This is a genomic window from Mycobacterium sp. E802 (assembly GCF_001666875.1).
Lineage (GTDB): Bacteria > Actinomycetota > Actinomycetes > Mycobacteriales > Mycobacteriaceae > Mycobacterium.
The window spans coordinates 72,253-96,942 of sequence record NZ_LZJD01000185.1 but is presented as its reverse complement, the minus strand read 5'-3'; the positions used below and the strand labels follow the sequence as shown (position 1 = coordinate 96,942).

The following is a 24,690-nucleotide window of genomic DNA, read 5'->3' as shown; positions in this document are numbered from 1 at the left end:
GAGCGACCATGACACAGATCAGGACGGGTGACACCGCTCCCGAGTTCGAACTCCCGGACCAGACCGGCACGATCCGCAGCCTGACCAGCCTGCTGGCCGACGGACCGGTCGTGCTGTTCTTCTATCCGGCGGCCATGACTCCCGGATGCACCAAGGAGGCATGTCACTTCCGCGATCTGGCCGGCGAGTTCGCCGCGGCCGGTGCGAACCGGGTCGGCATCAGCACCGACCCGGTCGCCAAGCAGGCGAAATTCGCCGACATCCAGAACTTCGACTATCCGTTGCTCTCGGATGCCGAGGGCACGGTGGCCGCCCAGTTCGGCGTCAAGCGTGGCCTGCTCGGCAAGCTCATGCCGGTCAAGCGGACCACCTTCGTCATCGACACCGACCGCACCGTCCTGGCGGTGATCTCCAGCGAGATCAGCATGGACACCCACGCCGACAAGGCGCTGGAAGTGCTCAAGGCGCGTTGACCGCCCGCAGCACCGCCGCCATCGACGCCGCGAGTACCGAATCGCTGCGACCGCACGCCCATCCGGTGCGAACTCCCGATCGATACTCCAGATAGCTGACGGCAGTGCTGCCGACGGATTGTTGGGTCAGGCTCAACACCTGCACCGGATGGCCGATCTCGGCCAGTGCCGCGCACAGCGCGTCGACCGGACCGATGCCGCGGTGGCTGCTGGTGGTGGTGCGACCGTCGCAGACCAAGGTCAGGTCGGTCACCGCCGCCGCGCCGTCACCACCGGTGTGCCAGTCCTTGAGTTGCACCGGGCCGGACGGATCCAGGTAGGCCGCCTCGAACAGGTCGAACAGTTCTGCGGCAGTCACCTCCGCACCGCTTTCATCCGTGTGGGCCTGGACGTGACGGGCGAAATCGATCTGCAGCCGACGCGGCAGGTCCAGCCCGTACTCGGTGGCCAGCAGATAGGCGATGCCACCCTTGCCCGATTGGGAATTCACCCGGATCACCGCATCGTAGGTGCGGCCGATGTCGGCCGGGTCGATCGGCAGATACGGTACTCGCCAATCGATTTCGTTCTCCGGTTGACCGGTGGCGACGGCCCTTGCTCGATGTTCGGCGAAGCCCTTCTTGATCGCATCCTGGTGCGTCCCGGAGAACGCCGTGTGCACCATGTCCCCGACATACGGGTGCCGTTCGTGGATCGGCATGCGGGTGCAATAGCTCACGGTTCGCGCGATCTCGTCGATGTCGGAGAAGTCGATCATCGGATCCACGCCCTGGGCATGCAGATTCAGCGCCAGGGTGGCGATGTCGACGTTGCCGGTGCGTTCGCCGTTGCCGAACACGCAGCCCTCCACCCGCTGCGCACCGGCCAGCACGGCGAGCTCCGCGCAGGCGATGCCGGTGCCCCGGTCGTTGTGCGGATGTACCGACAGGATGACGCTGTCGCGGCGGGACACGTTGCGGTGCATGTATTCGATCTGATCGGCGTAGACGTTGGGGGTGGCGATCTCGACCGTGGCCGGCAGGTTCAGGATGACGGGGTGGTCGGGGCTGGCCTGCCATAGCTCGGTCACCGCGTCGCACAACTCCAGCACGTAGTCGGGCTCGGTGAGGTTGAACACCTCCGGGGAGAACTCGAACCGCACATTCGGGATGCCGTCGGTGAACTCGAGGACGTCACGGGCGCCGGCATAGATGAGCTGGCTCAGCTCGCCCCTGTCCTTGCCCAGCACAATGTCGCGCCAGGTAGGCGCGGTGGCGGTGTACATGTGGATGACGACGTCGTTGCCGATGCCGCGTACCGAGCCCACGGTCCGTTCGATCAGGTCGCGACGCGCCGGGACGAACACCACGATGGTGACGTCCGGCGGGGCGATGTCGGACTCAACCAGCAGGCGGACGAAGTCGAAGTCGGTCTGCGAGGCGGACGGGTAGCCCACCTCGATCTCCTTGTAGCCCATGGCCACCAGCAGCTCGAAGAACCGGCGCTTGCGGGCGGGGTCCATCGGCTCGGCCAGCGCCTGGTTGCCGTCGCGCAGGTCCACCGGCACCCACAGGGGTGCGGCTTCGATCCGGGCGGTGGGCCAATGACGTTGAACCAGTGGAACTTCGACGCGCTCGTAGACGCTGGTGTAGCGGTGCGACGGCATTTGCGAATGCCGCTGCCGGTTCCACGTCGGTGCGGTGGCCGGGATTTCCCCCGCCGGGGTGCTGATGGTGGGAAATGCAGAAGTGCTCATGTGAGGGTGCCTTCGGTCGGATTGGAGTTCGACCGGCGCGACACAGCCCCACGGCAGGGGGCCGGTCGATTCAGGCCCCGCCGCGGCGGCTAAGCAGGAGGACGCGCGTCATGATGGTTAGACTGTACACAACTCCTCAGACAAGTAGATAGGTTTCGATGACCTCCCAAGTTCAGCGTCACCCGCTGGCCGCCCAGACGGCCCAGCTTCTGCTGGCCCGAATTCGACAGGGCGAATGGCCGCTGGGCCATCGGCTTCCCGGCGAGACGACCCTGGCCGCGCAGCTCGGCGTCGGCCGTTCCACCTTGCGCGAAGCCATCCGTGAACTGTCCGGCAAAGGCGTGCTCGAAAGTCGTCAGGGCGCCGGGGTGTTCGTGACGGCGCTGGACGCCACCGAAGACTGGGACACCGTGCTGCGCCGGGCGACCATCGTCTCGGTGATCGAGGCCCGCATCGCCATCGAGGCCGAGGCCGCCGCATTGGCCGCGAATCGCCGCACGCCCGCCGATATGCGCGCGATCCGCCGCACGCTGGCCGCCCGCGGTGTGGTGGGTCAATCGGTACCCGATCATGTGGATGCGGACATGGCGTTTCACCGCACAGTGATCGCCGCCGCCCATAACGAGGTACTGATCCAGCTGTTCGACGCGTTCCTGCCGCGGCTGCGGTTGGCGATGATCGACATGCTCAGGATCCGGCCGATTGCCTCCGAGCCGTGCGATCACGAGCTCCATCAGCGGTTGGCCGAGGCGATCGTCGACCGCGATCCCGAGGCCGCCGCGGCGGCCAGCAGAACCCATCTGAGCTCGTTGAAGGAGTCTTTCGCATGACCCCGGTCCTCGACATCGCCGATGTGACCTTCCGCCGCGACGGCAAACAGATCATCGACGGCATCTCGCTGACGGTGCAGTCCGGTGAGCACTGGGCGCTGCTTGGCCCCAACGGCGCCGGCAAGAGCACGCTGCTGGGTTTCTGTGCAGCGGTGACGTTTCCGACGTCGGGTACCGTGCACGTGCTCGGCGGCCAGATGGGTCGCACCGATCTGGCCGTGCTGCGCCGCTCGATCGGGCACGTGAATCCCCGGCACCGCCTGCAGTACCCACTCACCGTCCGCGAGGTGGTGCTCACCGGGATCACCGCCACCATCGACATCGCGGCGCACTGGACGCCGACGGCCGAGCAGGTGCGCCGAGCCGACGACCTGATCGACACCGTGGGACTGTCCGCGCGGGCCGACGCGATCTGGCCGACGCTATCCCAGGGGGAACGAGGCCGCACCCTCATCGCGCGCGCTCTGATCTCCGACCCTCAGCTGCTGTTGCTCGACGAGCCGACCACCGGCCTGGACGTGGCCGCCCGTGAGCAACTGTTGGAAACTCTTGACACCCTGGATGATTCACATCCGGAGATGGCCTCGATCCTGGTCACCCATCACCTCGAGGAGCTGCCCACGACCACCACGCACGCGCTGTTGATCGCCCACGGCCGCACCGTGGCCAGCGGACCGGCCCGCGATGTCGTCACCACCGACCACGTCAGTGAGGCGTTCGACCATCCCGTGGTGGTGGGCTATCACGACGGGCGGTGGAGCGCACGGGCCAAGGCCAGCTCGCGGGTCTTGTAGTCGTCGCTCAGGCTTCGGCCGGGGTGTTGCGACGCCGGCGGGCCTCACGGTGCCGGGTCACCGGCGTGGTGTCGATGACGCGGTTGACCATCGTCGCCAGAAAGCGCGACGGCTGCAATTCCGGCGGCACCGTGTCATGGCGGATGGCGATGTCGGGTAGTGCGGCCATCGCTTCGTCGACAGCTGCGGTGGCGACATCCACGATCTCGAAAAGAGCGTCGGGCTCGGCCTTTTCGATGCTGTCCACCTCTTCGTCCGCCGCTTCGGCGGGCCTGTCGAGGTCGTAGTCGATCATCACCAGGGCCACGGCGTGATAGGCGTCGTCCTCGGTGCCGAGCTTGCCCAGCAGGTCGATGAGCCATTCGGCCTTGTCCGGTTCGGTGCTGAGGATCGTCGAACGCAGGCCGTAGACAAACCCGAGAGCGGCCATCGGGTGACGCAGCCGCAGGTTCTTGGCGTCGCCGTAGCTTTCCTCGACCCGGTTGGCGGCGTTCTTGCCGAAGCTGGAATCCATCCGCTTGGTGCTGATGAGCAATTCCGGACCGGTGTCCCAGTCCGACATCACCACGTCGACCTGCTTCATATAGTGCTTGCCCAGTACGCTGGCACTTGACGCGGCAACGCCTTTCATCGACCGGCGCAGCCGTTGCTCGATCAACTGGCGTTCCTTCTGTGGCAGCGCTTCGAGAAGGTTGGCGATGGCGCTGGGCATGATGCGCGGATCGGTGGCTCGCGGCCAGACCGCGTCCGGGTCGAAACCGGCCCGCCGCAACTCGTAGGCCAGCCACACATCCAACGCCAGTGCCGGAACCCCGGTGGTCGACGGCGCATCGAGATACAACGGCACGCCGAGTAGCTTGCGCAACACCCGGAAGTCGGGAACGAAGCTCAGCTCCCCCGCAGTGCGTACCCAGGGATTGGTGTGCGTGCCCTCCGGCGCCGCGTCGGCCACGATGCGGTCGAAGATGGCCCACGCGGTGGCCTTGGTCGAGGGTTCAGCGGGCACGCCGAGACCTTACCGTCCGCCGCGTCGCCAACGAATCGCGCGCCGTCCGAACGGGTTCCAGGGCGACGTGGTGCGCCAGGCTCAACGCGTCATCGACGATGTGGGTCGCCTCGAGTAGTTGGCCGCGCTCCAACAGCACCCCGACGCGCCGGCGTACGGCTCGCAATTCATCGGCGCGAGCGGCCACCAGCTCGGGTGACGGAACCAACCAGCGGTCGGCCTCACGCGGTTCGATCTTGAGAATTCCGCCGCCGTAGGAGCGGCCGACGATCTCGGCGTGCAGAACCGTCACCGAATTCAACGCGGCCAATCCCAATAGGTCGCGACCCACGGAGCGCACGTCGTCCTGCAGATACACGCCGTGCACCGAGTTGAGGTGGTGTGCCTTGGCCCGATTGCTGACCAACCGCGGGGTGTCGGCATTCATACACGTCAGCAGCAGGTCGGCCGGCCGTACCAGCGGCACCAGATACCACGGCTGACGCACCCGGCACTTGTAGGCCAGATGCACCCCGGCGGCGTGCCCGGCGTCGATGTAGCGCTGTGCGGGTGCTGACGGGGTGCCGGCCGGCCGGAACAGGTGAATGGAGCGGCCGTCCTCCCCCAGCTTCATCAGCTGCTCGGTGGTCAGCGTCAGGCCACGAAGGTGCGCACTGCCCGGCGGGGACAGCGGTAGCAGATCGGTGCGCCGCAGCCCCAGTTCTCGTACGCGATCTGGGGACAGCGCGAAGAAGCTGTTGTTGCCCGTGACCATACCCAGCGTGGTGTCACCCCAGGTCTCCAGCGTGGTGAACTGCCCGCTGTCGTGCAGACCGTGGAGCGCATCCACCGGTGCGTTGCCGATCAGGCCGCTGACCCATTTGTCGGCGGGATCGCGGGGCGACCAACGACGTTGCGCCAGTTCAGATGTCAGGGAGTCAGCATTGCGGGCCCGGTGAATGACGGCGTGACCGGTCGGCCCGCCGCCGTAGCCGTCGGCCAGGAGCAGGACGACGTCGGCCTCGGCCTCGGGGAACACCTGCTCGTCGAACATCACCAACTCGACGCTGGCGAACCGGTCGAAGAGGAACTTGCGCACGGCCGCCGCATAGTTGACGCTCAGCAGTTCGGCCGGCAGTACGAGGGCCAAACGCCCGCCCGGCTTGAGGAACAGCGCGGCATGCACGGTAAACGCGGCCCAGCTCGAGGCCAGCCCAGACAGGGTGACGCCCGCCTTGAGTGCGGCACAGCGCGACTGCGCCCGGGTGGCACCCCGGAACTCCTGGTAGCGGATGTAGGGCGGGTTGCCGATCACGGCGGTGTACTCGGCCCGCGGGTCGATTGTGAAGAAGTCGGCCGTCCTGATGCGGGCCGTGCCGCCGGCGGCGGCAACGCGCTTGCGCGCGGTGGTGGCGCTGGCCGCATGAAGTTCCACCCCGTCGACCCTTGGCAGGTCAGTCCCCAATTCGGCCAGCCGGGTGACCGCCTCGACCACGAACGCCGCCTCCCCGGCCGCAGGTTCGAAGACCTCATCGTCAGCGGACCGGATTGCCCACCGGGTCAGATACCGCGTGATCTCGGGCGGGGTGAAAAACGCACCGCGCGCTTTGCGGGTCGCGGCGGTGTCAGTCACCCCGTCATTGTTGCCGATGACACCGACAAGTTCAGACACCGCAACGCCCGATAGCGGGTGATACAGACAGGCTCAACTCAGAACCATGGTTCGTCGGGGACGGCGTCTAATGCGGGTGAGGGTTTCCAGGTCGCGGGGAGGTTCTCGGGTTCGGGTGGTAGTAGTTTGATTCACGGCGAACTGGCTGGAACTGAGGTCGTGACCGTTGAACAGGAGCTCGCCGCAGCGTGTGATCGAGTTTCAGCGGATCGGCGTGCCATCGATGCTGGTAGGGCATGGTGAAACGACTTGCCACAGGAGTAACTGGTTGCGGTCTACATATCCACGGCGTAGCATGCACTGCGACGGGCCCAACGGGTCGACTGTCTTGCTCTCGGTTCTTCTCCTGCGGCTTCTCCGCATCTACCGCTAATCGCTGGCGTCTCGTCGCCTTTGGCTAGTTTTCCACAGCTGAATATCTTGCGTCTGACAGTTGGCGGCCTGCGACATTTGCATCCGGCTTCTTGCGTTCACTCCTCCCGGTGTCGACTCGGTAAACCCTTGAGTCGAAAGGTTGAGGTGGATGAGCAAACGCCTTCTGGCTGCGACAGCAGTCACACTGGCGCTTCTGATCGCGTTCGTGGTGGACCCTGCATTGGTCCCGCACGTTCTGATCGCTCTCTTCATCTTTGCTGTGCAGGAGTTCCTGCACACAGATGACTGACGAGCTCGAACAGTTCGTGGAGCGCGATAACCAATGACGATCGGTCCTCTGACCGTCATCGGCGTTACAGAAAGCCCTCCTACGGCTTACACCCTCAGCAGGCTGGCGGTGTGAGCTAGGACACTGCAAAGAGCCGCCCCGTCTTTGAGTCGGGGCGGCTCTCCGCGGTTTAAAGTGCGTGAATGGAAAACCTGGTGTTGGTGGAACTGTCCCGCGCCTTCGCGGGTAGCGAACTTGGACTGGTCGAGGCGGCACAGCAGTCACTCACCCCAGCACCCAAGATTGTGGTTGTTGGATTAGAACCCCAGCGCGAGCTCCTCAACAGCCCGGACATTACTTTCGAAGTGACCGATGGCTACGACGCAAATGTGCAGCAAGCGGTCGCCAAAGCTATCAGTGAATACGGTGAGGGACGGACATGCACGGTCTATTCCTTTCATCCCGAGATCTCGAGCGGTCGATCTCCGATATTGGAGCCACTCTCAAATCAAGTAACCTTTACGCAGGCGGGAAAACTACTTTCACCAAGCTCCAAGCCTGCCTACCCAGACCCAAGAGACGCCTTCGAATGGCCCGAAGAGTTGATGTCATTAGACGATGCGCTGGTCGCACTTCAATCAGTTCTCAGTAGCAACAACGCGGATCAGAGACCTGTTCTAAAGACTTACATTCGTCCGTGGCTTAATCTCAAAGACCCGCGATTCAATCCAGAAAACCGGCACCCGGGCGTGGACTCGCCGCGTTTGATGACGCGGCTGCTTCACCATGCAAAACTCAGGGGAATTATCCAAGTGATTGGCGCAGAACCCCGCGTTAGCGTGCGACTTCTGCAGCATGTAGAACGAACGGTAACTCCGACTTCGATCCGTGACCATTCATCCGACAGTGAAAGACTTGCATCGAAGGAATCGCGAGGATCGCGCTCTGAACAGTTCCAAACGATCCTTCTGCAAACCGTAGGTTTGTTCCCCGACGTGCGTGAACTACTCCTGGATCACATAGAAACCACTCAGAAAGCGCAAGCAGGTAAAGCAACAGCTGGTCAGGTCATAAAGCAAGCCATCAAATTGACTCTAGAAGCATCGCCTGATGCCTTTCCTCGTAAGAATAACGATGACCTACCTAAGGATAAGTACCCTTGGCGTAAGGTCGAGGGATTCGCCCTGAATATTCTGGCGAGAGCAGGATTGATTGTAGATGCCGATGGCCAGACGTTGGCGAATGCCAGCCCATGGGCGATTAGATCAGGCTATTTTAGTCACTTCCCGCCAGAATGGAAGACTCTAGTTGACGCGGAACTAGTGTATGAACTAGTTGCTGCGCAAGCGGGCGTTAGTTGGAATGATGGCGAAGATCTGGCAGGTGCGCTTTGGTGTGCGCGCGACGAAGACTACATTCATCGGGTAGATGCAGCTATTGACCACTTATTCGCCGAAAATCGAGTGGTGATGGCGAAGGCTGGCCAAGAACTTCAGGTCAATCGCGACGAGGGGCGGCATCGAGCGTAGCGGCCGTCTGGCAGGTGCCAGCCGCTCGCGGCCCTTCTAAGTCCCGGCTCGGCAGGGCACAACGGTCCTCTGAGGTAGGTCGCAGACTGGCTACAGACCGATACTCCGACGACTACAGCCACACCCAGTCAGCCCTCGGACAGCAACACGTCCGCGTCGAAGCAAGTGTGCGCACCGGTGTGGCAGGCGGCACCGGTCTGGTCGACCTCCAGCAACACCGTGTCGCCGTCGCAGTCCAGCCGCACCGAGTGCACATATTGCGTGTGCCCGGAGGTCAGGCCCTTGACCCACTGCTCGCCGCGGGAGCGCGAAAAATAGGTGGCCTCACGGGTTTCCAGAGTGCGGGCCAGCGCGTCGTCGTCCATCCAGGCGACCATCAGCACCTGGCCGGTGGACCGCTCCTGTGCCACGGCGCTGAACAGTCCGTCGGCGGTGCGCTTCAACCGCGCCGCAATCGCCGGGTCAAGAGCGCTCATCGGACCGTGATCCCTTCCGCCGCCATCGCCGCCTTCACCTGGCCGATGGTCAGCTCCCGGAAATGAAACACACTGGCGGCCAGCACCGCATCCGCACCGGCCTGCACGGCGGGCGCGAAATCGGCCACCGCTCCGGCACCACCGCTGGCAATCACCGGAACCCCCACGGCGGCACGGACCGCCCGCAACATCGGCAGGTCGAAACCGGCCTTGGTGCCGTCCCGGTCCATCGAGTTCAGCAGGATCTCCCCGACGCCGAGTTCAGCGCCGCGGATGGCCCATTCGATCGCATCCAGCCCGGTTCCGCGGCGACCACCGTGGGTGGTCACCTCCCACCCCGACAGGGTGGGAGCATCACCGGCCGGCACGGTTCGCGCGTCGACACTGAGCACGATGCACTGTGAACCGAACTGCCGGGCCAGCTCGGCCAACAGTTCCGGGCGCGCGATCGCGGCGGTGTTGACCGACACCTTGTCGGCGCCGGCGCGCAACAGCATGTCGACGTCGTCGACGGAACGCACCCCACCACCGACGGTCAGCGGGATGAACACCTGCTCGGCGGTGCGCTTGACCACCTCGAGCATCGTGGACCGGCCCGACGAGGATGCGGTGACGTCGAGGAAGGTCAGCTCGTCGGCGCCTTCGGCGTCGTAAGCGGCCGCCAGCTCGACGGGATCACCCGCGTCGCGCAGGTTCTCGAAGTTGACCCCCTTGACCACCCGGCCGGCGTCGACGTCGAGGCACGGGATCACCCTCGTCGCAACGTCACTGATGGTGCTCACAGATAGTCCTCCGGATTGCCTGCGGATTTCACGATTTCCAGCATGCGTTCGTGCACACCGGGCGCAGCGGCCAAGGCTGACTTGGATTCGGCCGTCCACGGGTCACCGGCCAGATCGGTCACGATGCCCCCGGCGGCGCGCACCAGCGCCACGCCGGCGGCGTGGTCCCAGATGTGATGGCCGAAACTGATCGCCCCGCCCAGGATTCCGGCGGCCACGTAGGCCAGGTCGACGCCGGTGGCCCCGTGCATCCGCACCCGTGAGCAGACTCGGCTGAGATTCGACAGCACCTCGACCCGGTAGCGGCCGGGGAACCGGCCGCGAGAGTCGATGTTGAAGGTCTGGATTCCGACGATCGAGTCGGTCAACGTCGGCGACCCCAGCGGCGGCAGCGCGGTTCCGTTGTCCCGCACCGGTCCCCCGGCCAGCGCCGAATACCGCTGTCCGGTGAAGGGCAACCAGGTCAGGCCGGCCACCGGCTCGCCATCGGCCAACAGTCCGAGCAGAATGGCAGCCATCGGCGACCCTGCCGCGTAGTTGAACGTGCCGTCGATCGGGTCGAGCACCCACACCAGCGGCGAATCGATCGGCTCGCCGCCGAATTCCTCACCGTGGACGCCGATCCCGGTAGCCTCGGTCAGCGCTCGTACGACCTGCCGCTCGATCGCGAGATCGACTTCGGTGGCGAAGTCGTTGCCCTGCTTGGCGACCGCGGAATCGGCCCGGTGCCCGGCAATGAACGGCACCGACGCGGCGTCGAGAATCTCAGTCGCCGCATCGACCAGCGCGGCCAGCTTCGACGGGTCCAGGGCGCCCACCTCTCTTATCCGCTGACCGCAGCCAGTGCCTGCGGCAGAGTGAATCGTCCGGCATACAGCGCTTTTCCGACGATCGCACCTTCCACGCCGTGCCCGGTCAGGGTGGCGATCGCCTGAAGATCGTCGAGGCTCGACACTCCGCCCGAGGCGATCACCGGGGCGTTGGTGCGGTCGGCGACCGCTGCCAGAAGTTCCAGGTTTGGCCCGGTGAGGGTGCCGTCCTTGGTGACGTCGGTGACGACGTAACGCGAACACCCTTCGCGGTCAAGGCGATCCAAGACTTCCCACAGATCACCGCCATCGGTTTCCCACCCACGGCCCCGCAAGCGCCAGCTGCCGTTCTCGAACTGCACGTCGAGACCGACGGCCACGCGGTCGCCATATTCGGCGATGGCACCCCGGCACCACTCGGGGCTCTCCAGCGCGGCGGTGCCGATGTTGACGCGGGCGCAGCCGGTGTCCATGGCGGCCTTCAGCGAGTCGTCGTCGCGGATGCCGCCGGACAACTCCACTTTCACGTCGAGTTTGCCGACCACCTCGGCCAGCAATTCTCGGTTGGAGCCGCGACCGAACGCGGCGTCCAGATCGACCAGGTGGACCCACTCGGCGCCGTCACGCTGCCACGTCTGCGCTGCTTCCAGCGCCGAGCCGTAATCGGTCTCGCTGCCGGCCTTGCCCTGCACCAGGCGCACCGCCTTGCCGTCCACCACGTCGACGGCCGGCAAAAGAATCAAACTCACAGTCCCTCAACCCAATTCGCGAGAAGCGTCGCACCGGCGTCGCCACTCTTCTCCGGATGAAATTGCGTGGCCGACAACGCGCCGTCTTCGACGGCGGCGATGAACGGCACGTGGTGCGTCGCCCAGGTCACCAGCGCGTCCGGATTACCGGACCACTCCTGCGCGGCGTACGAGTGCACGAAATAAAAGCGGGTGTCGGCGTCGAGGCCCTTGAACAGCGTGCTGCCGTTCGGTGCCTCGACGACGTTCCAGCCCATGTGCGGGATCACCGGGGCGTCGAGTCGGGTCACCGATCCGGGCCATTGCCCACAACCGGTGGACTCCACGCCGAACTCCACCCCGCGGGTGAACAGGATCTGCATCCCGACACAGACGCCCAGCACCGGCCGCTCGTGCTGCAATCGGTTGGCGATGATCTTCTCGCCGCCGATCGCCCGCAGCCCCGTCATGCATGCCTCGAACGCTCCGACGCCCGGCACCACCAGTCCGTCGGCGTCGGCAGCCGCCGCCGGATCTGCGGTCACCTCCACATCGGCGCCGGTACGTTCCAGCGCGCGCTGGGCCGAGCGCAGATTGCCCGACCCATAGTCCAATACGACGACTTTCTTGGTCACAACGTCCCTTTGGTCGACGGGACGCCGGTGACGCGAGCGTCGTATTCCACGGCCTGGCGCAGTGCGCGGGCCACTGCTTTGTACTGCGCCTCGGTGATGTGGTGCGGGTCGCGGCCGTACAGCGTCCGTACGTGTAATGCGATGCGGGCGTTGAACGCCAGCGATTCGAACACATGCCGGTTGATCACCGTGTGGTACGGCGCGCTGGAACCGGCAATGGTGAATTCCACCATGAACTCGGGCTCGCCGGTGTGCACGAAGTAGGGCCGGCCGGACACGTCGACAGCTGCATGCGCCAGCGACTCGTCCATCGGAATGAACGCATCACCGAAGCGGCGGATGCCCTTCTTGTCGCCGAGGGCCTCCCCCAGCGCCTGGCCCAGCACGATCGCGGTGTCCTCGATCGTGTGGTGACCCTCGATTTCGATGTCGCCCTTGGCGTGCACCGTGAGATCGAAGCTGGCGTGGGTGCCCAGCGCGGTCAGCATGTGGTCGAAGAACGGGACGCCGGTGTCGATGTCGACGACACCGGTGCCGTCGAGGTCGATCTCGACGGTGATGTCGGATTCCCTGGTCTTACGTTCGACTTTCGCGCGACGGGTCACGATGCTCCTACCGGGCTGTTGGCGGGCTGAAGTTCGGTGGCGGCCAGATCGGCGCTGGCGGCCAGGAATGGGTCGTTCTCCTCGGCCAGCCCGATCGTGGTGCGCAGGAAGCCGGGGATGCCGACGTCGCGGATCAGGATTCCCTTGTCCAGGTAGCGTTGCCACGTCGCGGGTGCATCGGTGAACTCGCCGAACAGCACGAAATTCGCGTCGCTGGGGATCACTCGATAGCCCAGGCGGGTCAATTCGGCGCTCACCCGGTCGCGTTCGGCAGCCAGGGTCGCCACGCTCCCCAGGGTGTCATCGGCATGACGCAGTGCCGCACACGCGGCCGCCTGGGTGAGGATCGACAAGTGATACGGCAGGCGCACCAACAGCAGCGCATCGATCACCGCAGGCGCGGCCGCCAGGTAACCGAGCCGACCGCCGGCGAACGCGAAGGCCTTGCTCATCGTGCGGGTGACAATCAACTTGGCCGGGAACTCGTCGATCAAAGTCACCGCGCTGGGCTGCGACGAGAACTCGCCGTAGGCCTCGTCGACGATCAGGATGCCGCCTGGCATGGCTTGCAACAGCCGGCGCAGGTCCTCGATCGAAACACTCTGTCCGGACGGGTTGTTGGGGCTGGCGACGAACACGACGTCGGGGCTGCGCTCCGTCACGGCGGCCACGGCCACGTTCATGTCAAGCCCGAAATCCGCGGCGCGAGCCGCCTGCAACCACTCTGTCTGGGTGCCGTCGGAGATGATCGGGTGCATCGAGTACGACGGCACGAACCCGATCGCAGTGCGTCCCGGCCCCCCGAAGGCCTGCAACAACTGCTGCAGAATCTCGTTCGAACCGTTTGCCGCCCACAGGTTGTCGACGGTGAGCGGCACCCCGGTGGCTGCGGTGAGGTAGGCGGCCAGATCGGTGCGCAACTGAACCGAATCCCGGTCGGGATAACGGTGAAGCTCGGCCGCGGCCTCGCGGACCGACGCGGCGACGTCGTCGATCAGGGCCTGGGTCGGCGGGTGCGGGTTCTCGTTGGTATTGAGCCGCACCGGAACCACCAATTGCGGTGCGCCATAAGGCGACTTCCCGCGCAGGTTGTCGCGCAGCGGCAGATCGGCCAGCGTCACATCCCGTGCGCTCATGATCGCCTGTTCTTCGCGCAAGCGCTCATCACCGTTCGAACCTCCGTCGTACCGCCTCGCCGTGCGAGGGCAGGTTTTCCGCCTTGGACAGCGTGATCACGTGTCCGGACACGTCTTTGAGCGCAGCCTCGTCGTATTCCACGACGTGGATGCCACGGAGGAACGTCTGCACGGACAGGCCGCTGGAGTGCCGCGCGCAGCCCGCGGTCGGCAACACGTGGTTGGAGCCGGCACAGTAGTCACCCAGGCTGACCGGCGACCAAGCGCCGACGAAAATGGCGCCGGCCGAACGAATCCGGTCGGCCACACCGGGCGCGTCCTCAGTCTGGATCTCCAGGTGCTCGGCGGCGTAGGCGTTGACCACGCGCACGCCGGCCTCGATGTCGTCGACGAGCACGATCGCGGACTGCTTGCCCGAGAGCGCTGCGCGGACTCGGTCGACATGCACCGTGGTCTCCAGCTGGCGCGTGAGCTCGCGGTCGGTGGCCTCGGCGAGCGCCTCACTGTCGGTGACCAGCACGCTGGCCGCCATCTCGTCGTGCTCGGCCTGGCTGATCAGATCCGCGGCGACGTGCACCGGATCGGCCGTGTCGTCGGCCAGGATCGCGATCTCGGTGGGCCCGGCCTCGGCGTCGATACCGACCTGCGAGCGGCAGATGCGCTTGGCGGCGGTCACGTAGATGTTGCCGGGGCCGGTGATCATGTCGACCGGAGCCAGCTCCGCGCCATCGGTGTCCGTACCGCCGTAGGCCAGCAGTGCCACCGCCTGGGCGCCACCGACGGCCCAGACCTCGTCGACGCCGAGCAGCGCTGCGGCAGCCAGGATGGTCGGGTGCGGCAGCCCGTCAAACTCCGCCTGCGGCGGGCTCGCGATCACCAGTGAATCGACACCGGCGGTCTGAGCCGGCACCACGTTCATCACCACGCTCGACGGGTAGACGGCGTTGCCGCCCGGTACATAGAGCCCGACCCGCTCGACGGGCACCCAACGTTCGGTGACGGTGGCGCCGGGCGCCAGCGTGGTGGTCGTGTCGGTCCGCCGTTGATCGGCGTGCACCGCGCGAGCCCGGTCGATGGAGACCTGCAGCGCGGTACGCACGTCGGGATCGAGTTCGGCCAGGGCCGCGGCGAGCCGCGCCCCAGGCACCCGCACGGTTTCGGGACGAATACCGTCGAACGAATGGCCGTAGTCGAGGGCAGCCTTCGCGCCGTGCTCGGCGACGGCCTCCACGATCGGGCGGACCTTGGGCACCACTGCGTCCACGTCGACCCCGCCGCGAGGCAGCGCAGTTCGCAACTGCGCAGCGTTCAGCACGCGGTTACGCAGGTCGATACGGGACATCTGAAACTCGGCCATCGGTTCAATTGTCCCTGATCAGTCCAGTTGATAAAAATCCGTCGTCGGTTGCCGCCGGCACGACCCGCCGTAAGGTGGTTCCAGCCTGCCGAATGGAGCCCCAGATGTCCGCAAACGACCACCCGAACAACGCTCCCGGCGTACCGATGCTCGTGCCGCCGGCGCTCGAGCGGTTCCAGATCAAGTACATCAACCCGCTGGTGAAACCCTTCTCGAAGCGACTGCCGGGATTCACCGTGATCAAGCATCGGGGCCGTACCTCCGGTACGCCGTACGAGACGATCGTGACCAGCTACCGCAAGGGCAATGTGTTCGCGGTGACGCTCCTGCACGGCAAGACCAACTGGGTGAAGAACGTGCTCGCCGCCGGTGAGGCGGACGTGCACCTGTTCCGTGACGACATCAAGATCACCAATCCGCGGGTGCTGCCGGCGGGCACCGACGATCCAACGCTCCCCCGGATCCCCCGCAACGCGGCCCGCCGGATGGGCGTCTTCGTCGCAGATATCGTTTGACACGGTCGCCAGACTGCACCTATGACCTGGCAGATCTGGCTCGCGTTTCTCGGCGCGTCGATCGTCATCAGCTTGTCCCCCGGCGCCGGGGCGATTCAGTCGATGGCTACCGGCCTGACCCATGGCGTACGCCGTGGGTCATGGAGCGTGCTCGGACTCCAGTTCGGGCTACTCGCACAACTGCTGCTGGTCGCCGTCGGCCTGGGAGCCGTGGTCGCGAAGTCGATGCTGGCCTTCCACATCGTCAAGTGGATCGGTGTGGCGTACCTGATCTATCTGGCGATCCAGCAGTGGCGCAGCGCCTCGCAGGATCTGCGCGACCGGATGGGCGGCACGGGTGAACGCGGCCGACTGTCCCTGGTGATGCGCGGATTCCTGGTGAACACGACCAACCCCAAAGGCTTGGTGTTCCTCGTCGCGGTCCTGCCGCAGTTCGTGGTGCCGACGGCGCCGTTGCTGCCGCAGTACCTGGCGATCGGAGCGACCATGGTGGTCGTCGACGTGGTCGTGATGAGTCTCTACACCGGCCTGGCGGCGCGGTTGCTCAATTGGCTGCAGACACCGCGTCAGCAGACGATGCTCGGCCGGGTGTTCTCCGGGCTGTTCGCCACAGCTGCGGTGGTGTTGTCGTTGGTCCGCCGCGGCGCGACCGCCTAGCCACCCGTCGTAGCCTCCAGCGCCTTCTGGATGATCGGTGCTGCCGTTTCCATCGCAGTCTGCAGCGGACGTGCTCAGGCCGCGCCGCAGCGGATTAAGTGTCCAGGCCGATATCGAGCACTCGTACCGAATGGGTGAGCGCCCCGATCGCCAGGTAATCCACCCCGGTGCCGGCGTAGTCGGCCGCGCTGTCCAGCGACAGGCCGCCCGAGGATTCCAGCAGCGTCTTGGGTGAACGGGTATCGCGGCGCTGCACCGCGATCTGGGTCTGCCACACCGGGAAGTTGTCCAGCAGCACCAGTTCCACGTCGGCCCCGAGCACCTCGTCGAGTTGTTCGAGGGAGTCCACCTCGACCTCGCAGGGCAGATCGGGCGCCTCGGCCCGGACCGCCTTGAGCGCGGCGAGCACCGACCCTGCGGCAGCCACGTGGTTGTCCTTGATCAAGGCGGCGTCACCGAGTCCCATCCGATGGTTGACGCCACCGCCGACGCGCACCGCGTACTTCTGTAAGGCGCGCAGACCCGGAAGCGTCTTGCGGGTGTCGCGGATCTTGGCGTGGGTGCCGGACACCGCATCCACCCAGGCGGCGGTCGCGGTGGCGATTCCCGAGAGATGACACATCAGGTTGAGCAGGGTGCGTTCGGCGGTGAGTAGACCTCGTGTCGGGGCCTCGACAGACAGGATCGTCGAACGGGCGTCCAGCCGGGCACCGTCCTGGACGCGGTCGATCACGCGGTATCCGTCGGCGCCGAGCACCTCGTCGAGCACCAGCAACGCGATGTCCACCCCGGCGATCACGCCGGGCTCCCGGTTGACCACTGCGGCGGTGGTCATCGCCGCGGCGTCTACGGTGGCGATCGTCGTCACGTCGGGGCCGTACCGCAGGTCTTCCTCGACTGCGCGGGCGATAGTGGCCCGAGCCTCGGCCAGTTCGGTTTCGGAAAGCGCCATCAGCACACCGCCGTCGGGGTGTCGAGGGCAAGACGGCCGGCTGCGGCACGAACTGTCACGGGATGCTCCTGAGCGGGATCGGTTTCGGGGTGGTCGCCGCGGTGGTGGCAGCCACGGCTTTCGGTGCGGGCCTGGGCTGCGACGGCGATGGCGCCTGCGGTCGCGGTCAGTGCGGCGTCCTCGAACTCCTGGCGACCCGCAGGCCGCACGGGTCGCGCCTCGGCGAGGATGTCACCGAGCCGGCCCAGACCGTCACCGTGACGAACCACCGACGCGTGCGCGGACATCGCGCGCTGCAAGACATTTCGATCGAGTGCATCGCGCCGATGCTCCTGCGGCGTCTGGGCCCGGACGGTACCGGCCACACCGGCATGCTCAGCTGCCTCGACACCGGCTCGACCGCCGACAACCAGCCCTTCCAGCAGACTGTTGGAGGCCAACCGGTTGGCCCCGTGCATGCCGGTGCGGGCCACTTCTCCCGCGGCGAACAGCCCGGACAGTTCGGTGCGTCCGTGCACGTCGGTGACCACTCCACCGCAGCTGTAGTGCGCGCCGGGAACCACCGGGATAGGTTGCCGGGTGGGGTCGACCCCGGCCGCCGCGCAGGCCGCTGCGACGGTGGGAAACCGGTCGGCGAACCGGTTGACCGCACGCGCGTCCAGATATACGCACCGGTCGCCGGTTGCACTCAATCGGGCGTTGATGGCCGCCGCGACCACATCGCGTGGGGCCAAGTCGCCCATCGGGTGCACGCCGTCGGTCACCGAATCACCGTGTGCATCAACGAGTATCGCGCCTTCACCGCGAAGCGCTTCGGTGATGAGCGGACGTCGCCCGGCACCGCCCTCGGCATACAGCATGGTCGGATGGAACTGGACGAACTCGATGTCACGGACCGGCACACCGGCCCACAACGCCAAAGCAATGCCGTCCCCGGTCGATCCGCCGGGATTGGTGGTGGCCGCATAGGCATGACCGAGGCCGCCGGTGGCGAGGATCACCGACGGTGCGTGCACGATGCCCAGGCCGTCCTCATTGCGGACCAGGACCCCGTTCACCGCTGAGTCATCACGCAGGATCTGCAGGGCCACATGGTTGCGGCGGATGTCGAGGGTGGCGGTGGCAACGTCGAGAGCGCGCTGCACCTCCGCGCCGGTGGCATCCCCGCCGGCATGAATGATGCGGCGCCGGCTGTGCCCACCCTCGCGGGTCAACGCCCACCGGCCGGGGGCGGCCTCGTCGAACCTGGCGCCATCGGCAACCAGATCGGCCACCGCGTCGTAGCCGGCCGCAACGATCGACCGCACGGCGTCGGGATCGCACAGCCCACCGCCGGCGGCGATCGTGTCGGCAACGTGTGCGTCCACGGAATCGTCGGTGTCGGGCAGCACCACGGCGATCCCACCCTGGGCGTGGAACGTGGCCGTCTCACGTGCCTTGCTCAGCACCACCACACGACGGCCACGCCGCTGCGCCGCCAACGCGGCGACCAGACCGGCCACCCCGGTCCCTACGACGACGACGTCAGCCGGCTGTTGCCACAGCGTCGAACCGCCGCACGCGAAGGTGGTCACTCCCCGCCGCCGGGCTGACCAATCGCAATCATCCGCTGCACGCTGGCACGACCCAGGCGGGCGGTCTCGGGATCGACATGCACCTCGTCGGCACCTTCGATCAGACTGCGCAAGAGCGCAGCCGGGGTGATCATCTTCATGAACGTGCACGAGGCCCGGTCATTGACCGCCAGGAAGTCGACTTCGGGTGCGGCCCGGCGCAATTGGTGCAGCATGCCGACCTCGGTCGCAACCAGAACCTGCCGGGCCCGGGTCTCGCGGGCCGCGTCGAGCATGCCTCCGGTGGACAGGATCTTCACCCGCTCCTCGGGCACAGCGCCTTCGCCGGCCAGATACAGCGCAGAGGTGGCACACCCGCATTCCGGGTGCACGAACAGTTCAGCGTCGGGGTGTGACCGCGCCTGGTCGGCGAGCTCGTCGCCGTTGATGCCGGCGTGCACGTGGCACTCCCCTGCCCACACGTGCAGGTTCTTGCGGCCGGTGACGCGCCGGACATGTGCGCCGAGGAACTGATCCGGGCAGAACAACACCTCGCGGTCCTCGGGGATCGAGGCCACCACCTCGACGGCATTGGACGAGGTGCAGCAGATGTCGGTCAGCGCCTTCACCGCGGCGGTGGTGTTGACGTAGGAAACGACGACCGCACCGGGGTGCTCATCCTTCCAGGCCTGCAGCTCGTCGGCGGTGATCGAGTCGGCCAGCGAGCAACCGGCGCGCTGATCCGGGATCAGGACGGTCTTGTCCGGGCTGAGGATCTTGGCCGTCTCGGCCATGAAGTGCACGCCACAGAACACGATGGTGTCCTCGGGCGCCTCCGCGGCGATGCGCGAGAGCGCCAGCGAATCGCCGACGTGGTCGGCGATGTCCTGGATCGCCGGCAGCTGATAGTTGTGCGCCAGCAGCGTCGCCCCGCGCAGGTCGACCAGTCGACGAATCTCAGCGGCCCACTTCTCGTCGCCGTCGACACCGGAATAACCGTCGGGACCATCGACGATCTGACCCGCCAGGCCCCCCGCGAGGGTGTCATCGATAGCGGTCACGTCGACCTCCTCCATTCCGTCAGGTTTTCGACTTATAATCGAAAACATGCCACATGGTAACACCGCGCACGAAGTCCTTGCCGCCGTGTTCCAGGTTCGCGACGTCGACTCCCGCCACCCCAGCCTCAACGTGCTGCTCTGGCAACGCGCCCTCGATCCCGAACAGGGAAAATGGTCCCTGCCGGGTGGACGACTGGACGACGACGAGGACTTGACGACCTCGGTTCGTCGACAGCTGGCCGAAAAGGTCGATCTCCGTGAGTTGGCCCACCTCGAACAACTGGCGGTGTTCTCCGACCCGCGGCGGGTTCCGGGCACACGAACCATCGCGTCGACCTTCCTGGGGCTCGTGCCCTCCCCCGCCACCCCGGCACTGCCCTCGGACACCCGATGGCACCCTGTCAATGACCTGCCGGAAATGGCCTTCGACCACGCCCCGATGGTCGAACACGCGCGCAACCGACTGGTCGCCAAACTCTCCTATACCAACATCGGATTCGCCTTGGCACCAAAGGAATTCGCCATCTCCACCCTTCGGGACATCTATAGCGCCGCGCTCGACTACCAAGTCGACGCGACCAACCTGCAGCGGGTCCTGGAACGCCGCAAGGTCATCACCCGCACCGGCACCACAGCGCGATCCGGCCGCAGCGGCGGCCGGCCGGCGGCGCTGTACCGCTTCACCGACTCCCGTTACCGCGTCACCGACGAGTTCGCCGCGTTGCGGCCGCCCGGGTGAGTCGACTGGATTCTTAGACCCTTCTTAAGTAAGAATGCCGGGATGGACTTGGGCAGTGCGGCCAGCATCTCCGCCGCCGAATGGATCGGTCGAGCACCACACGAGGAACTCGACCGCACGGCGCGACCCGACCTGCCCCACGACGACGACTTCTACGTACCGCCCGCGGGCTTCCAGCACGCCGAGCCAGGCACCGTGCTGCGCAGCCGCGACGTCGAACTGGCCTTCCTGGGGCTGATCCCGCAACGCCTCCACGCCACGCAACTGCTGTACCGCACCACTGACCGCAACGGCATTCCAGAGGCCGCCGTCACCACGGTGATCGTCCCGCCCGACGCCGTACCGGATTGTCCGATCGTGTCCTACCAGTGCGCCATCGACGCCATCACCGGCCGCTGCTTCCCTTCCTATGCGCTTCGCCGTCACGCCAAGGCCACCGGCTCCCTGGCCCAGCTGGAACTTCTGCTGATCTCCGCCGCGCTGGCGGAGGGCTGGGCGGTGTCCGTGCCTGATCATGAAGGCATCAACGGTATGTGGGGCGCGCCGTACGAACCCGGCTATCGGGTACTCGACGGTTTACGGGCGGCACTCAACACCGAGCGGTTGGCGTTGTCGCGCTCCGCCCGCATCGGGCTCTGGGGCTACTCGGGCGGCGGACTGGCCAGCGCCTGGGCCGCCGAGATGGCCGGCAGTTACGCCCCGGAACTCAATATCGTCGGCGCCGTCCTTGGCTCGCCCGTCGGTGACCTCGGGAACACCTTCCGCCGTCTCAACGGCACCATCTTCTCGGGACTGCCGGCCCTGGTCGTGGCCGCCCTCGCCGACATCTATCCCAACCTCAACCAGGTGGTCACCGACCATGCCACCGCCGAGGGCCGCAAACTCTTGGACCGGCTGCACCGGATGACCACGGTGCAAGCCCTGGTGCGGATGTTCCGGACCGACATGGGTGACCTCGTCGACATGCCCCTGGACGAGATCCTCGACACCCCCGAGGTCAGCGAGGTCTTCCACGACACCAAACTCGGCGTGGCCACCCCGGTTCCGCCCGTGCTGATCGTGCAGGCCGTGCACGACGAGATCATCTCCGTCGACGACATCGACACCCTCGCCGATACCTACCTGGCCGGCGGCGCCGACGTGACGTACCACCGCGACATGTTCAGCGAACACCTGTTGCTGCACCCGATGTCGGCTCCCATGGCGCTGCGCTGGCTGACCGACCGGTTCGCCGACCGTCCACTCACCGCAAACATCGTGCGGTCCAAATGGCCGACGCTGCTCAACCCGATGACCTACATGGGCATGGCGAGCCTGGCCGGAATCACCGCGAAGGTCGCTATGGGCCGGAGGATCGGACGGCGTCCGCTCTGACCGGCGGCGGCAAACGCGTTTCCTGGGGCGGCCAGGCGCCCAAATCATCACGCACCGTCGATACCGCGATCAGCGCATAGACCATCGCCGCCATCGCCGCCGGAAAAAGGAAGGTGCCGGCGGCCTGCAGCGGCGAATCGCCGAAGAAAACCGACGCGGCCTCGACGACATAGTGGACGCGATGTTCGGGACTGACCGGTGCTCCCGCGATGTCCAACGAGCCGAACCGCACATGGGCCAGCGCGGTTCCGACCGCGGCTGCCACTCCGGTGGCCAACGCACACCCGACGGTCAACGCGCCAACCAGCAGTGGACCGCGATGCGCGGTCCACTGCCACACCGCCACCGCCGCCACGACTGCCAGCACGACGAGCAGACCGACGAACATGAACGCCGCGGTGAAGAAATGGTCGGCCTCACCGCCCAGGTAGGCGTGCACCCGCTCGCCGCTGCGCGACAAGGCCACCACGCCGTGTACCGCGGGCGCCAACCATGCCCACAGGGCACCGAGAAGACCACCGGCAACTGCCAACACAGCCATGACGAGAAGCGCCGCGCGCCCGCGCGAAAGCCGCGGGGCGCCGGCCTCGCCCGAAAGGTTCATCGCCTGGTATCCAGGTCCGTCGAATCCACCTGTCCATGCCTCGAACACTTGGCCCACCATCCGGTGGGGCGCACCTGGACAATCATCCGGCGGCCACATTCGGCGCAGAAGCGCGGCGGTTCCAGGCCGAGCTGCGCCGCAGTGGGCAGCGCTGCTCCGTTCGCCGCGTCGGCCTGGACCCCGGTGTAGACGTTGTAGAGGCCGGCGCCGACGGGCGCGGGCAGAGCCGGCGTTGCTGCCATCTCGGAGATCACCACACCCGTAGTTCTACAGGCTGGCGTTGAGAGCCTTGATCGGCATCTGCAGATCGTCGAGCAGTTCCAGGTCCGACTCGGCCGGCCGTCCCAGCGTGGTCAGGTAGTTGCCGACGATGACGGCGTTGATGCCGCCCAGGATGCCCTGCTTGGCACCGAGGTCACCGAGGGTGATCTCGCGGCCACCGGCGAAACGCAGCATCGTGCGCGGGAGCGCGAGGCGGAATGCCGCGACGGCCTTGAGCGCCTCGGAAGCGGGCAGCACCTCGAGATCGCCGAACGGCGTGCCCGGGCGCGGGTTGAGGAAGTTCAACGGCACCTCGTGTGGATTCAACTCGGCCAGATTGGCGGCGAACTCGGCCCGCTGCTCCAGCGTCTCCCCCATGCCGAGGATGCCGCCGCAACACACCTCCATGCCGGCCTCGCGGACCATCTCCAGGGTGCCCCAGCGCTCTTCCCAGGTGTGCGTGGTGACCACATTGGGGAAGAAGGACTGCGCCGTCTCCAGGTTGTGGTTGTAGCGGTGCACGCCCATGTCCTTGAGGCGGTCCACCTGCTCCTGGGTCAGCATGCCCAGTGAGCAGGCGATCTGGATGTCGACCTCGTTACGGATCGCTTCGATGCCGGCGGCGACCTGGGCCAGCAGGCGCTCGTCGGGCCCGCGCACCGCCGCGACGATGCAGAACTCGGTGGCACCGGTCTTGGCGGTCTGCTTGGCGGCCTCGACCAGGCTCGGGATATCCAGCCAGGCGCTACGCACCGGGGACGCGAACAGACCCGACTGCGAGCAGAAGTGGCAGTCCTCCGGGCAGCCGCCGGTCTTGAGGCTGATGATGCCCTCGACCTCGACCTCGGGGCCACACCACTTCATCCGGACCTCATGGGCCAGGGCGAGCAGCTCCTCGAGCTTGTCGTCGGGCAGCTGCAGCACCTGCAACGTCTGGTCCTTGTCGAGGCCCACGCCCCGCTCCAGAACCTGCTCACGTGCTACGCCCAACACATCTACGGCCGCCTGCGTCACCGAATGTCCTCCTGTGGATCATGTGGCCGGTCGGGCCGACACTTGAACACGTCGGCGGTGCCGACACTTGAACACGTCGGCGGTGCCGACACTTGAACACGTCGGCGAGCCGACAATTGAACACCGTTCAGGCTAGGGTAACGGTGTGCAACTCCACAAACCCGACGTGGTGGATGCGGCGACGGCCATCCTCGACAACTACGGCATCGCCGACCTGACGATGCGGCGCCTGGGGCGTGAGCTCAATGTCAGCCCCGGCGCGCTGTACTGGCATTTCGCCAACAAGCAGGAGCTGCTCGGCGCCGTCGCCGACCGCATCCTGCAACCCGTACGAGCCGAGTCCACCGCGACGGCCTGGCCGGGACAGATCCAGCAGACCTGCGTGGCGTTGCGCGACGCACTGCTGTCACACACCGACGGCGCCGAGCTGGTCTCCTCCAGCTTCGCGGCCGGCCAGTCCGAGATCGCCACCGAGATCGTCGCGCAGTTGGCCGGGGCGGCCCAGCGGGCCGGAGTATCCTCGCCCGACGACGAGTTGGCCGCTCGCACGGTGCTCTATTACGTGCTCGGATTCACCGCAGATGAGCAGTCTCGACTGCAGTGGGACGCCGCGGGCGCGCTCACCGACGAGCAGTCGGTGCTCAACCGGGACACCTCGCGGCAGTTCGCCTTCGGTCTGCAGCTACTCGTCGACGGGTTGGCGGTGCGCGCCGCCAGCACACTGAGCTCCGGACACGACGTTCCCCAGCACAGCCAGGATTGACCACGGCG

27 protein-coding genes are annotated in these 24,690 nt (G+C 66.3%); 10 read left to right on the top strand and 17 right to left on the bottom strand.

The features are described 5' to 3' along the window. The first annotated feature begins 17 nt into the window (after positions 1-17). Entirely contained in the window at positions 18-473 is a 456-nt protein-coding gene (locus A5699_RS27100; RefSeq protein ID WP_197508413.1) for a peroxiredoxin, read from the top strand. Here A5699_RS27100 and A5699_RS27095 read toward each other — a convergent pair. Beyond that, on the bottom strand, positions 460-2,118 hold the full coding sequence (locus tag A5699_RS27095; RefSeq protein ID WP_067776680.1) for a 2-isopropylmalate synthase: 1,659 nt from the start codon (positions 2,116-2,118) through the stop codon (positions 460-462). The genes A5699_RS27100 and A5699_RS27095 overlap by 14 nt on opposite strands. Before the next feature lie 248 nt (positions 2,119-2,366). Between A5699_RS27095 and A5699_RS27090 the strand changes: the two genes are divergently transcribed. Both A5699_RS27090 and A5699_RS27085 read left to right on the top strand, forming a co-directional pair. Next, complete coding sequence (locus tag A5699_RS27090) at positions 2,367-3,038, top strand: FadR/GntR family transcriptional regulator (protein WP_067776612.1); 672 nt, start codon at positions 2,367-2,369, stop codon at positions 3,036-3,038. Then, on the top strand, positions 3,035-3,832 hold the full coding sequence (locus tag A5699_RS27085) for an ABC transporter ATP-binding protein (protein WP_067776608.1): 798 nt from the start codon (positions 3,035-3,037) through the stop codon (positions 3,830-3,832). The genes A5699_RS27090 and A5699_RS27085 overlap by 4 nt, the downstream gene beginning before the upstream one ends. Positions 3,833-3,839: 7 nt before the next feature. Here A5699_RS27085 and A5699_RS27080 read toward each other — a convergent pair whose 3' ends face one another. Together A5699_RS27080 and A5699_RS27075 are read right to left on the bottom strand one after the other, a co-directional pair. Then, positions 3,840-4,838, bottom strand: coding sequence for a hypothetical protein (locus A5699_RS27080; protein ID WP_067776605.1), 999 nt, complete (start codon positions 4,836-4,838; stop codon positions 3,840-3,842). Next, positions 4,828-6,450: an N-6 DNA methylase gene (locus A5699_RS27075; protein ID WP_231965852.1), complete on the bottom strand. Its 1,623-nt coding sequence runs from the start codon at positions 6,448-6,450 to the stop codon at positions 4,828-4,830. The genes A5699_RS27080 and A5699_RS27075 overlap by 11 nt, the downstream gene beginning before the upstream one ends. 562 nt (positions 6,451-7,012) lie before the next feature. Here A5699_RS27075 and A5699_RS29415 point away from each other — a divergent pair. Both A5699_RS29415 and A5699_RS29410 read left to right on the top strand, forming a co-directional pair. Next, a complete protein-coding gene (locus A5699_RS29415) occupies positions 7,013-7,153 on the top strand; it encodes a hypothetical protein (protein ID WP_157561472.1) in 141 nt (46 codons plus the stop codon). Positions 7,154-7,335: 182 nt separating this feature from the next. Further along, positions 7,336-8,661 (top strand): hypothetical protein, encoded by a 1,326-nt coding sequence (locus A5699_RS29410; RefSeq protein ID WP_157561471.1) that lies wholly within the window; start codon positions 7,336-7,338, stop codon positions 8,659-8,661. 128 nt (positions 8,662-8,789) lie between these two features. Here A5699_RS29410 and hisI read toward each other — a convergent pair whose 3' ends face one another. Genes hisI through hisD form a run of 8 tightly spaced genes read right to left on the bottom strand, consistent with a single transcriptional unit; the run spans position 8,790 to position 15,189 of the window. Further along, complete coding sequence (hisI, locus tag A5699_RS27070) at positions 8,790-9,137, bottom strand: phosphoribosyl-AMP cyclohydrolase (RefSeq protein WP_067776599.1); 348 nt, start codon at positions 9,135-9,137, stop codon at positions 8,790-8,792. After that, positions 9,134-9,919, bottom strand: coding sequence for an imidazole glycerol phosphate synthase subunit HisF (gene hisF, locus A5699_RS27065; protein ID WP_067776596.1), 786 nt, complete (start codon positions 9,917-9,919; stop codon positions 9,134-9,136). The genes hisI and hisF overlap by 4 nt, the downstream gene beginning before the upstream one ends. Further along, positions 9,916-10,746 carry an inositol monophosphatase gene (locus A5699_RS27060; RefSeq protein ID WP_157561474.1) on the bottom strand — a complete coding sequence of 277 codons (831 nt, stop codon included), beginning with the start codon at positions 10,744-10,746 and terminating at the stop codon, positions 9,916-9,918. The genes hisF and A5699_RS27060 overlap by 4 nt, the downstream gene beginning before the upstream one ends. Then, positions 10,743-11,477 (bottom strand): bifunctional 1-(5-phosphoribosyl)-5-((5-phosphoribosylamino)methylideneamino)imidazole-4-carboxamide isomerase/phosphoribosylanthranilate isomerase PriA, encoded by a 735-nt coding sequence (gene priA / locus A5699_RS27055; protein WP_067776593.1) that lies wholly within the window; start codon positions 11,475-11,477, stop codon positions 10,743-10,745. Before priA ends, A5699_RS27060 begins: the two co-directional genes overlap by 4 nt. Continuing rightward, positions 11,474-12,091, bottom strand: a complete 618-nt coding sequence (gene hisH / locus A5699_RS27050) for an imidazole glycerol phosphate synthase subunit HisH (RefSeq protein WP_067776590.1) — start codon at positions 12,089-12,091, stop codon at positions 11,474-11,476. Before hisH ends, priA begins: the two co-directional genes overlap by 4 nt. Beyond that, positions 12,088-12,696, bottom strand: a complete 609-nt coding sequence (hisB, locus tag A5699_RS27045; protein ID WP_064958646.1) for an imidazoleglycerol-phosphate dehydratase HisB — start codon at positions 12,694-12,696, stop codon at positions 12,088-12,090. Before hisB ends, hisH begins: the two co-directional genes overlap by 4 nt. Further along, positions 12,693-13,832, bottom strand: coding sequence for a histidinol-phosphate transaminase (locus A5699_RS27040; protein WP_067776674.1), 1,140 nt, complete (start codon positions 13,830-13,832; stop codon positions 12,693-12,695). Before A5699_RS27040 ends, hisB begins: the two co-directional genes overlap by 4 nt. Positions 13,833-13,860: 28 nt before the next feature. After that, positions 13,861-15,189, bottom strand: a complete 1,329-nt coding sequence (gene hisD, locus A5699_RS27035; RefSeq protein WP_067776587.1) for a histidinol dehydrogenase — start codon at positions 15,187-15,189, stop codon at positions 13,861-13,863. 104 nt (positions 15,190-15,293) lie between these two features. Here hisD and A5699_RS27030 point away from each other — a divergent pair, with 104 nt between their 5' ends. Both A5699_RS27030 and rhtB read left to right on the top strand, forming a co-directional pair. Continuing rightward, the gene (locus tag A5699_RS27030) at positions 15,294-15,704 is read left to right on the top strand and encodes a nitroreductase family deazaflavin-dependent oxidoreductase (RefSeq protein WP_067776671.1); all 411 of its coding nucleotides are present in this window, start codon (positions 15,294-15,296) and stop codon (positions 15,702-15,704) included. 21 nt (positions 15,705-15,725) lie between these two features. Beyond that, positions 15,726-16,361: a homoserine/homoserine lactone efflux protein gene (gene rhtB / locus A5699_RS27025; protein ID WP_067776584.1), complete on the top strand. Its 636-nt coding sequence runs from the start codon at positions 15,726-15,728 to the stop codon at positions 16,359-16,361. A gap of 94 nt (positions 16,362-16,455) precedes the next feature. On the opposite strand, the gene nadC is transcribed toward rhtB, so the two are convergent. Genes nadC through nadA form a run of 3 tightly spaced genes read right to left on the bottom strand, consistent with a single transcriptional unit; the run spans position 16,456 to position 19,942 of the window. Next, positions 16,456-17,313: a carboxylating nicotinate-nucleotide diphosphorylase gene (gene nadC, locus A5699_RS27020; protein WP_067776668.1), complete on the bottom strand. Its 858-nt coding sequence runs from the start codon at positions 17,311-17,313 to the stop codon at positions 16,456-16,458. Beyond that, positions 17,313-18,887 (bottom strand): L-aspartate oxidase, encoded by a 1,575-nt coding sequence (locus tag A5699_RS27015; protein ID WP_067776581.1) that lies wholly within the window; start codon positions 18,885-18,887, stop codon positions 17,313-17,315. Before A5699_RS27015 ends, nadC begins: the two co-directional genes overlap by 1 nt. Further along, the gene (nadA, locus tag A5699_RS27010; protein ID WP_067776578.1) at positions 18,884-19,942 is read right to left on the bottom strand and encodes a quinolinate synthase NadA; all 1,059 of its coding nucleotides are present in this window, start codon (positions 19,940-19,942) and stop codon (positions 18,884-18,886) included. Before nadA ends, A5699_RS27015 begins: the two co-directional genes overlap by 4 nt. A 31-nt stretch (positions 19,943-19,973) precedes the next feature. Here nadA and A5699_RS27005 point away from each other — a divergent pair, with 31 nt between their 5' ends. Next, the gene (locus tag A5699_RS27005; protein WP_067776575.1) at positions 19,974-20,666 is read left to right on the top strand and encodes an NUDIX domain-containing protein; all 693 of its coding nucleotides are present in this window, start codon (positions 19,974-19,976) and stop codon (positions 20,664-20,666) included. Between the two features lie 42 nt (positions 20,667-20,708). Continuing rightward, positions 20,709-22,040, top strand: coding sequence for a lipase family protein (locus tag A5699_RS27000; protein WP_067776572.1), 1,332 nt, complete (start codon positions 20,709-20,711; stop codon positions 22,038-22,040). Here the strand turns inward: A5699_RS27000 and A5699_RS26995 are convergent. From A5699_RS26995 to bioB, 3 genes are read right to left on the bottom strand one after another with little or no spacing between them, the layout of a single operon-like run. Further along, positions 22,006-22,644, bottom strand: coding sequence for a DUF2567 domain-containing protein (locus A5699_RS26995; RefSeq protein WP_067776569.1), 639 nt, complete (start codon positions 22,642-22,644; stop codon positions 22,006-22,008). The genes A5699_RS27000 and A5699_RS26995 overlap by 35 nt on opposite strands. Further along, positions 22,641-22,886 (bottom strand): hypothetical protein, encoded by a 246-nt coding sequence (locus A5699_RS26990; RefSeq protein ID WP_067776665.1) that lies wholly within the window; start codon positions 22,884-22,886, stop codon positions 22,641-22,643. Before A5699_RS26990 ends, A5699_RS26995 begins: the two co-directional genes overlap by 4 nt. A 25-nt stretch (positions 22,887-22,911) precedes the next feature. Continuing rightward, complete coding sequence (bioB, locus tag A5699_RS26985; RefSeq protein WP_067776566.1) at positions 22,912-23,919, bottom strand: biotin synthase BioB; 1,008 nt, start codon at positions 23,917-23,919, stop codon at positions 22,912-22,914. Between the two features lie 145 nt (positions 23,920-24,064). Between bioB and A5699_RS26980 the strand changes: the two genes are divergently transcribed. Beyond that, positions 24,065-24,682, top strand: a complete 618-nt coding sequence (locus A5699_RS26980) for a TetR family transcriptional regulator (protein WP_067776563.1) — start codon at positions 24,065-24,067, stop codon at positions 24,680-24,682. The last annotated feature ends 8 nt before the right edge of the window (positions 24,683-24,690 follow it).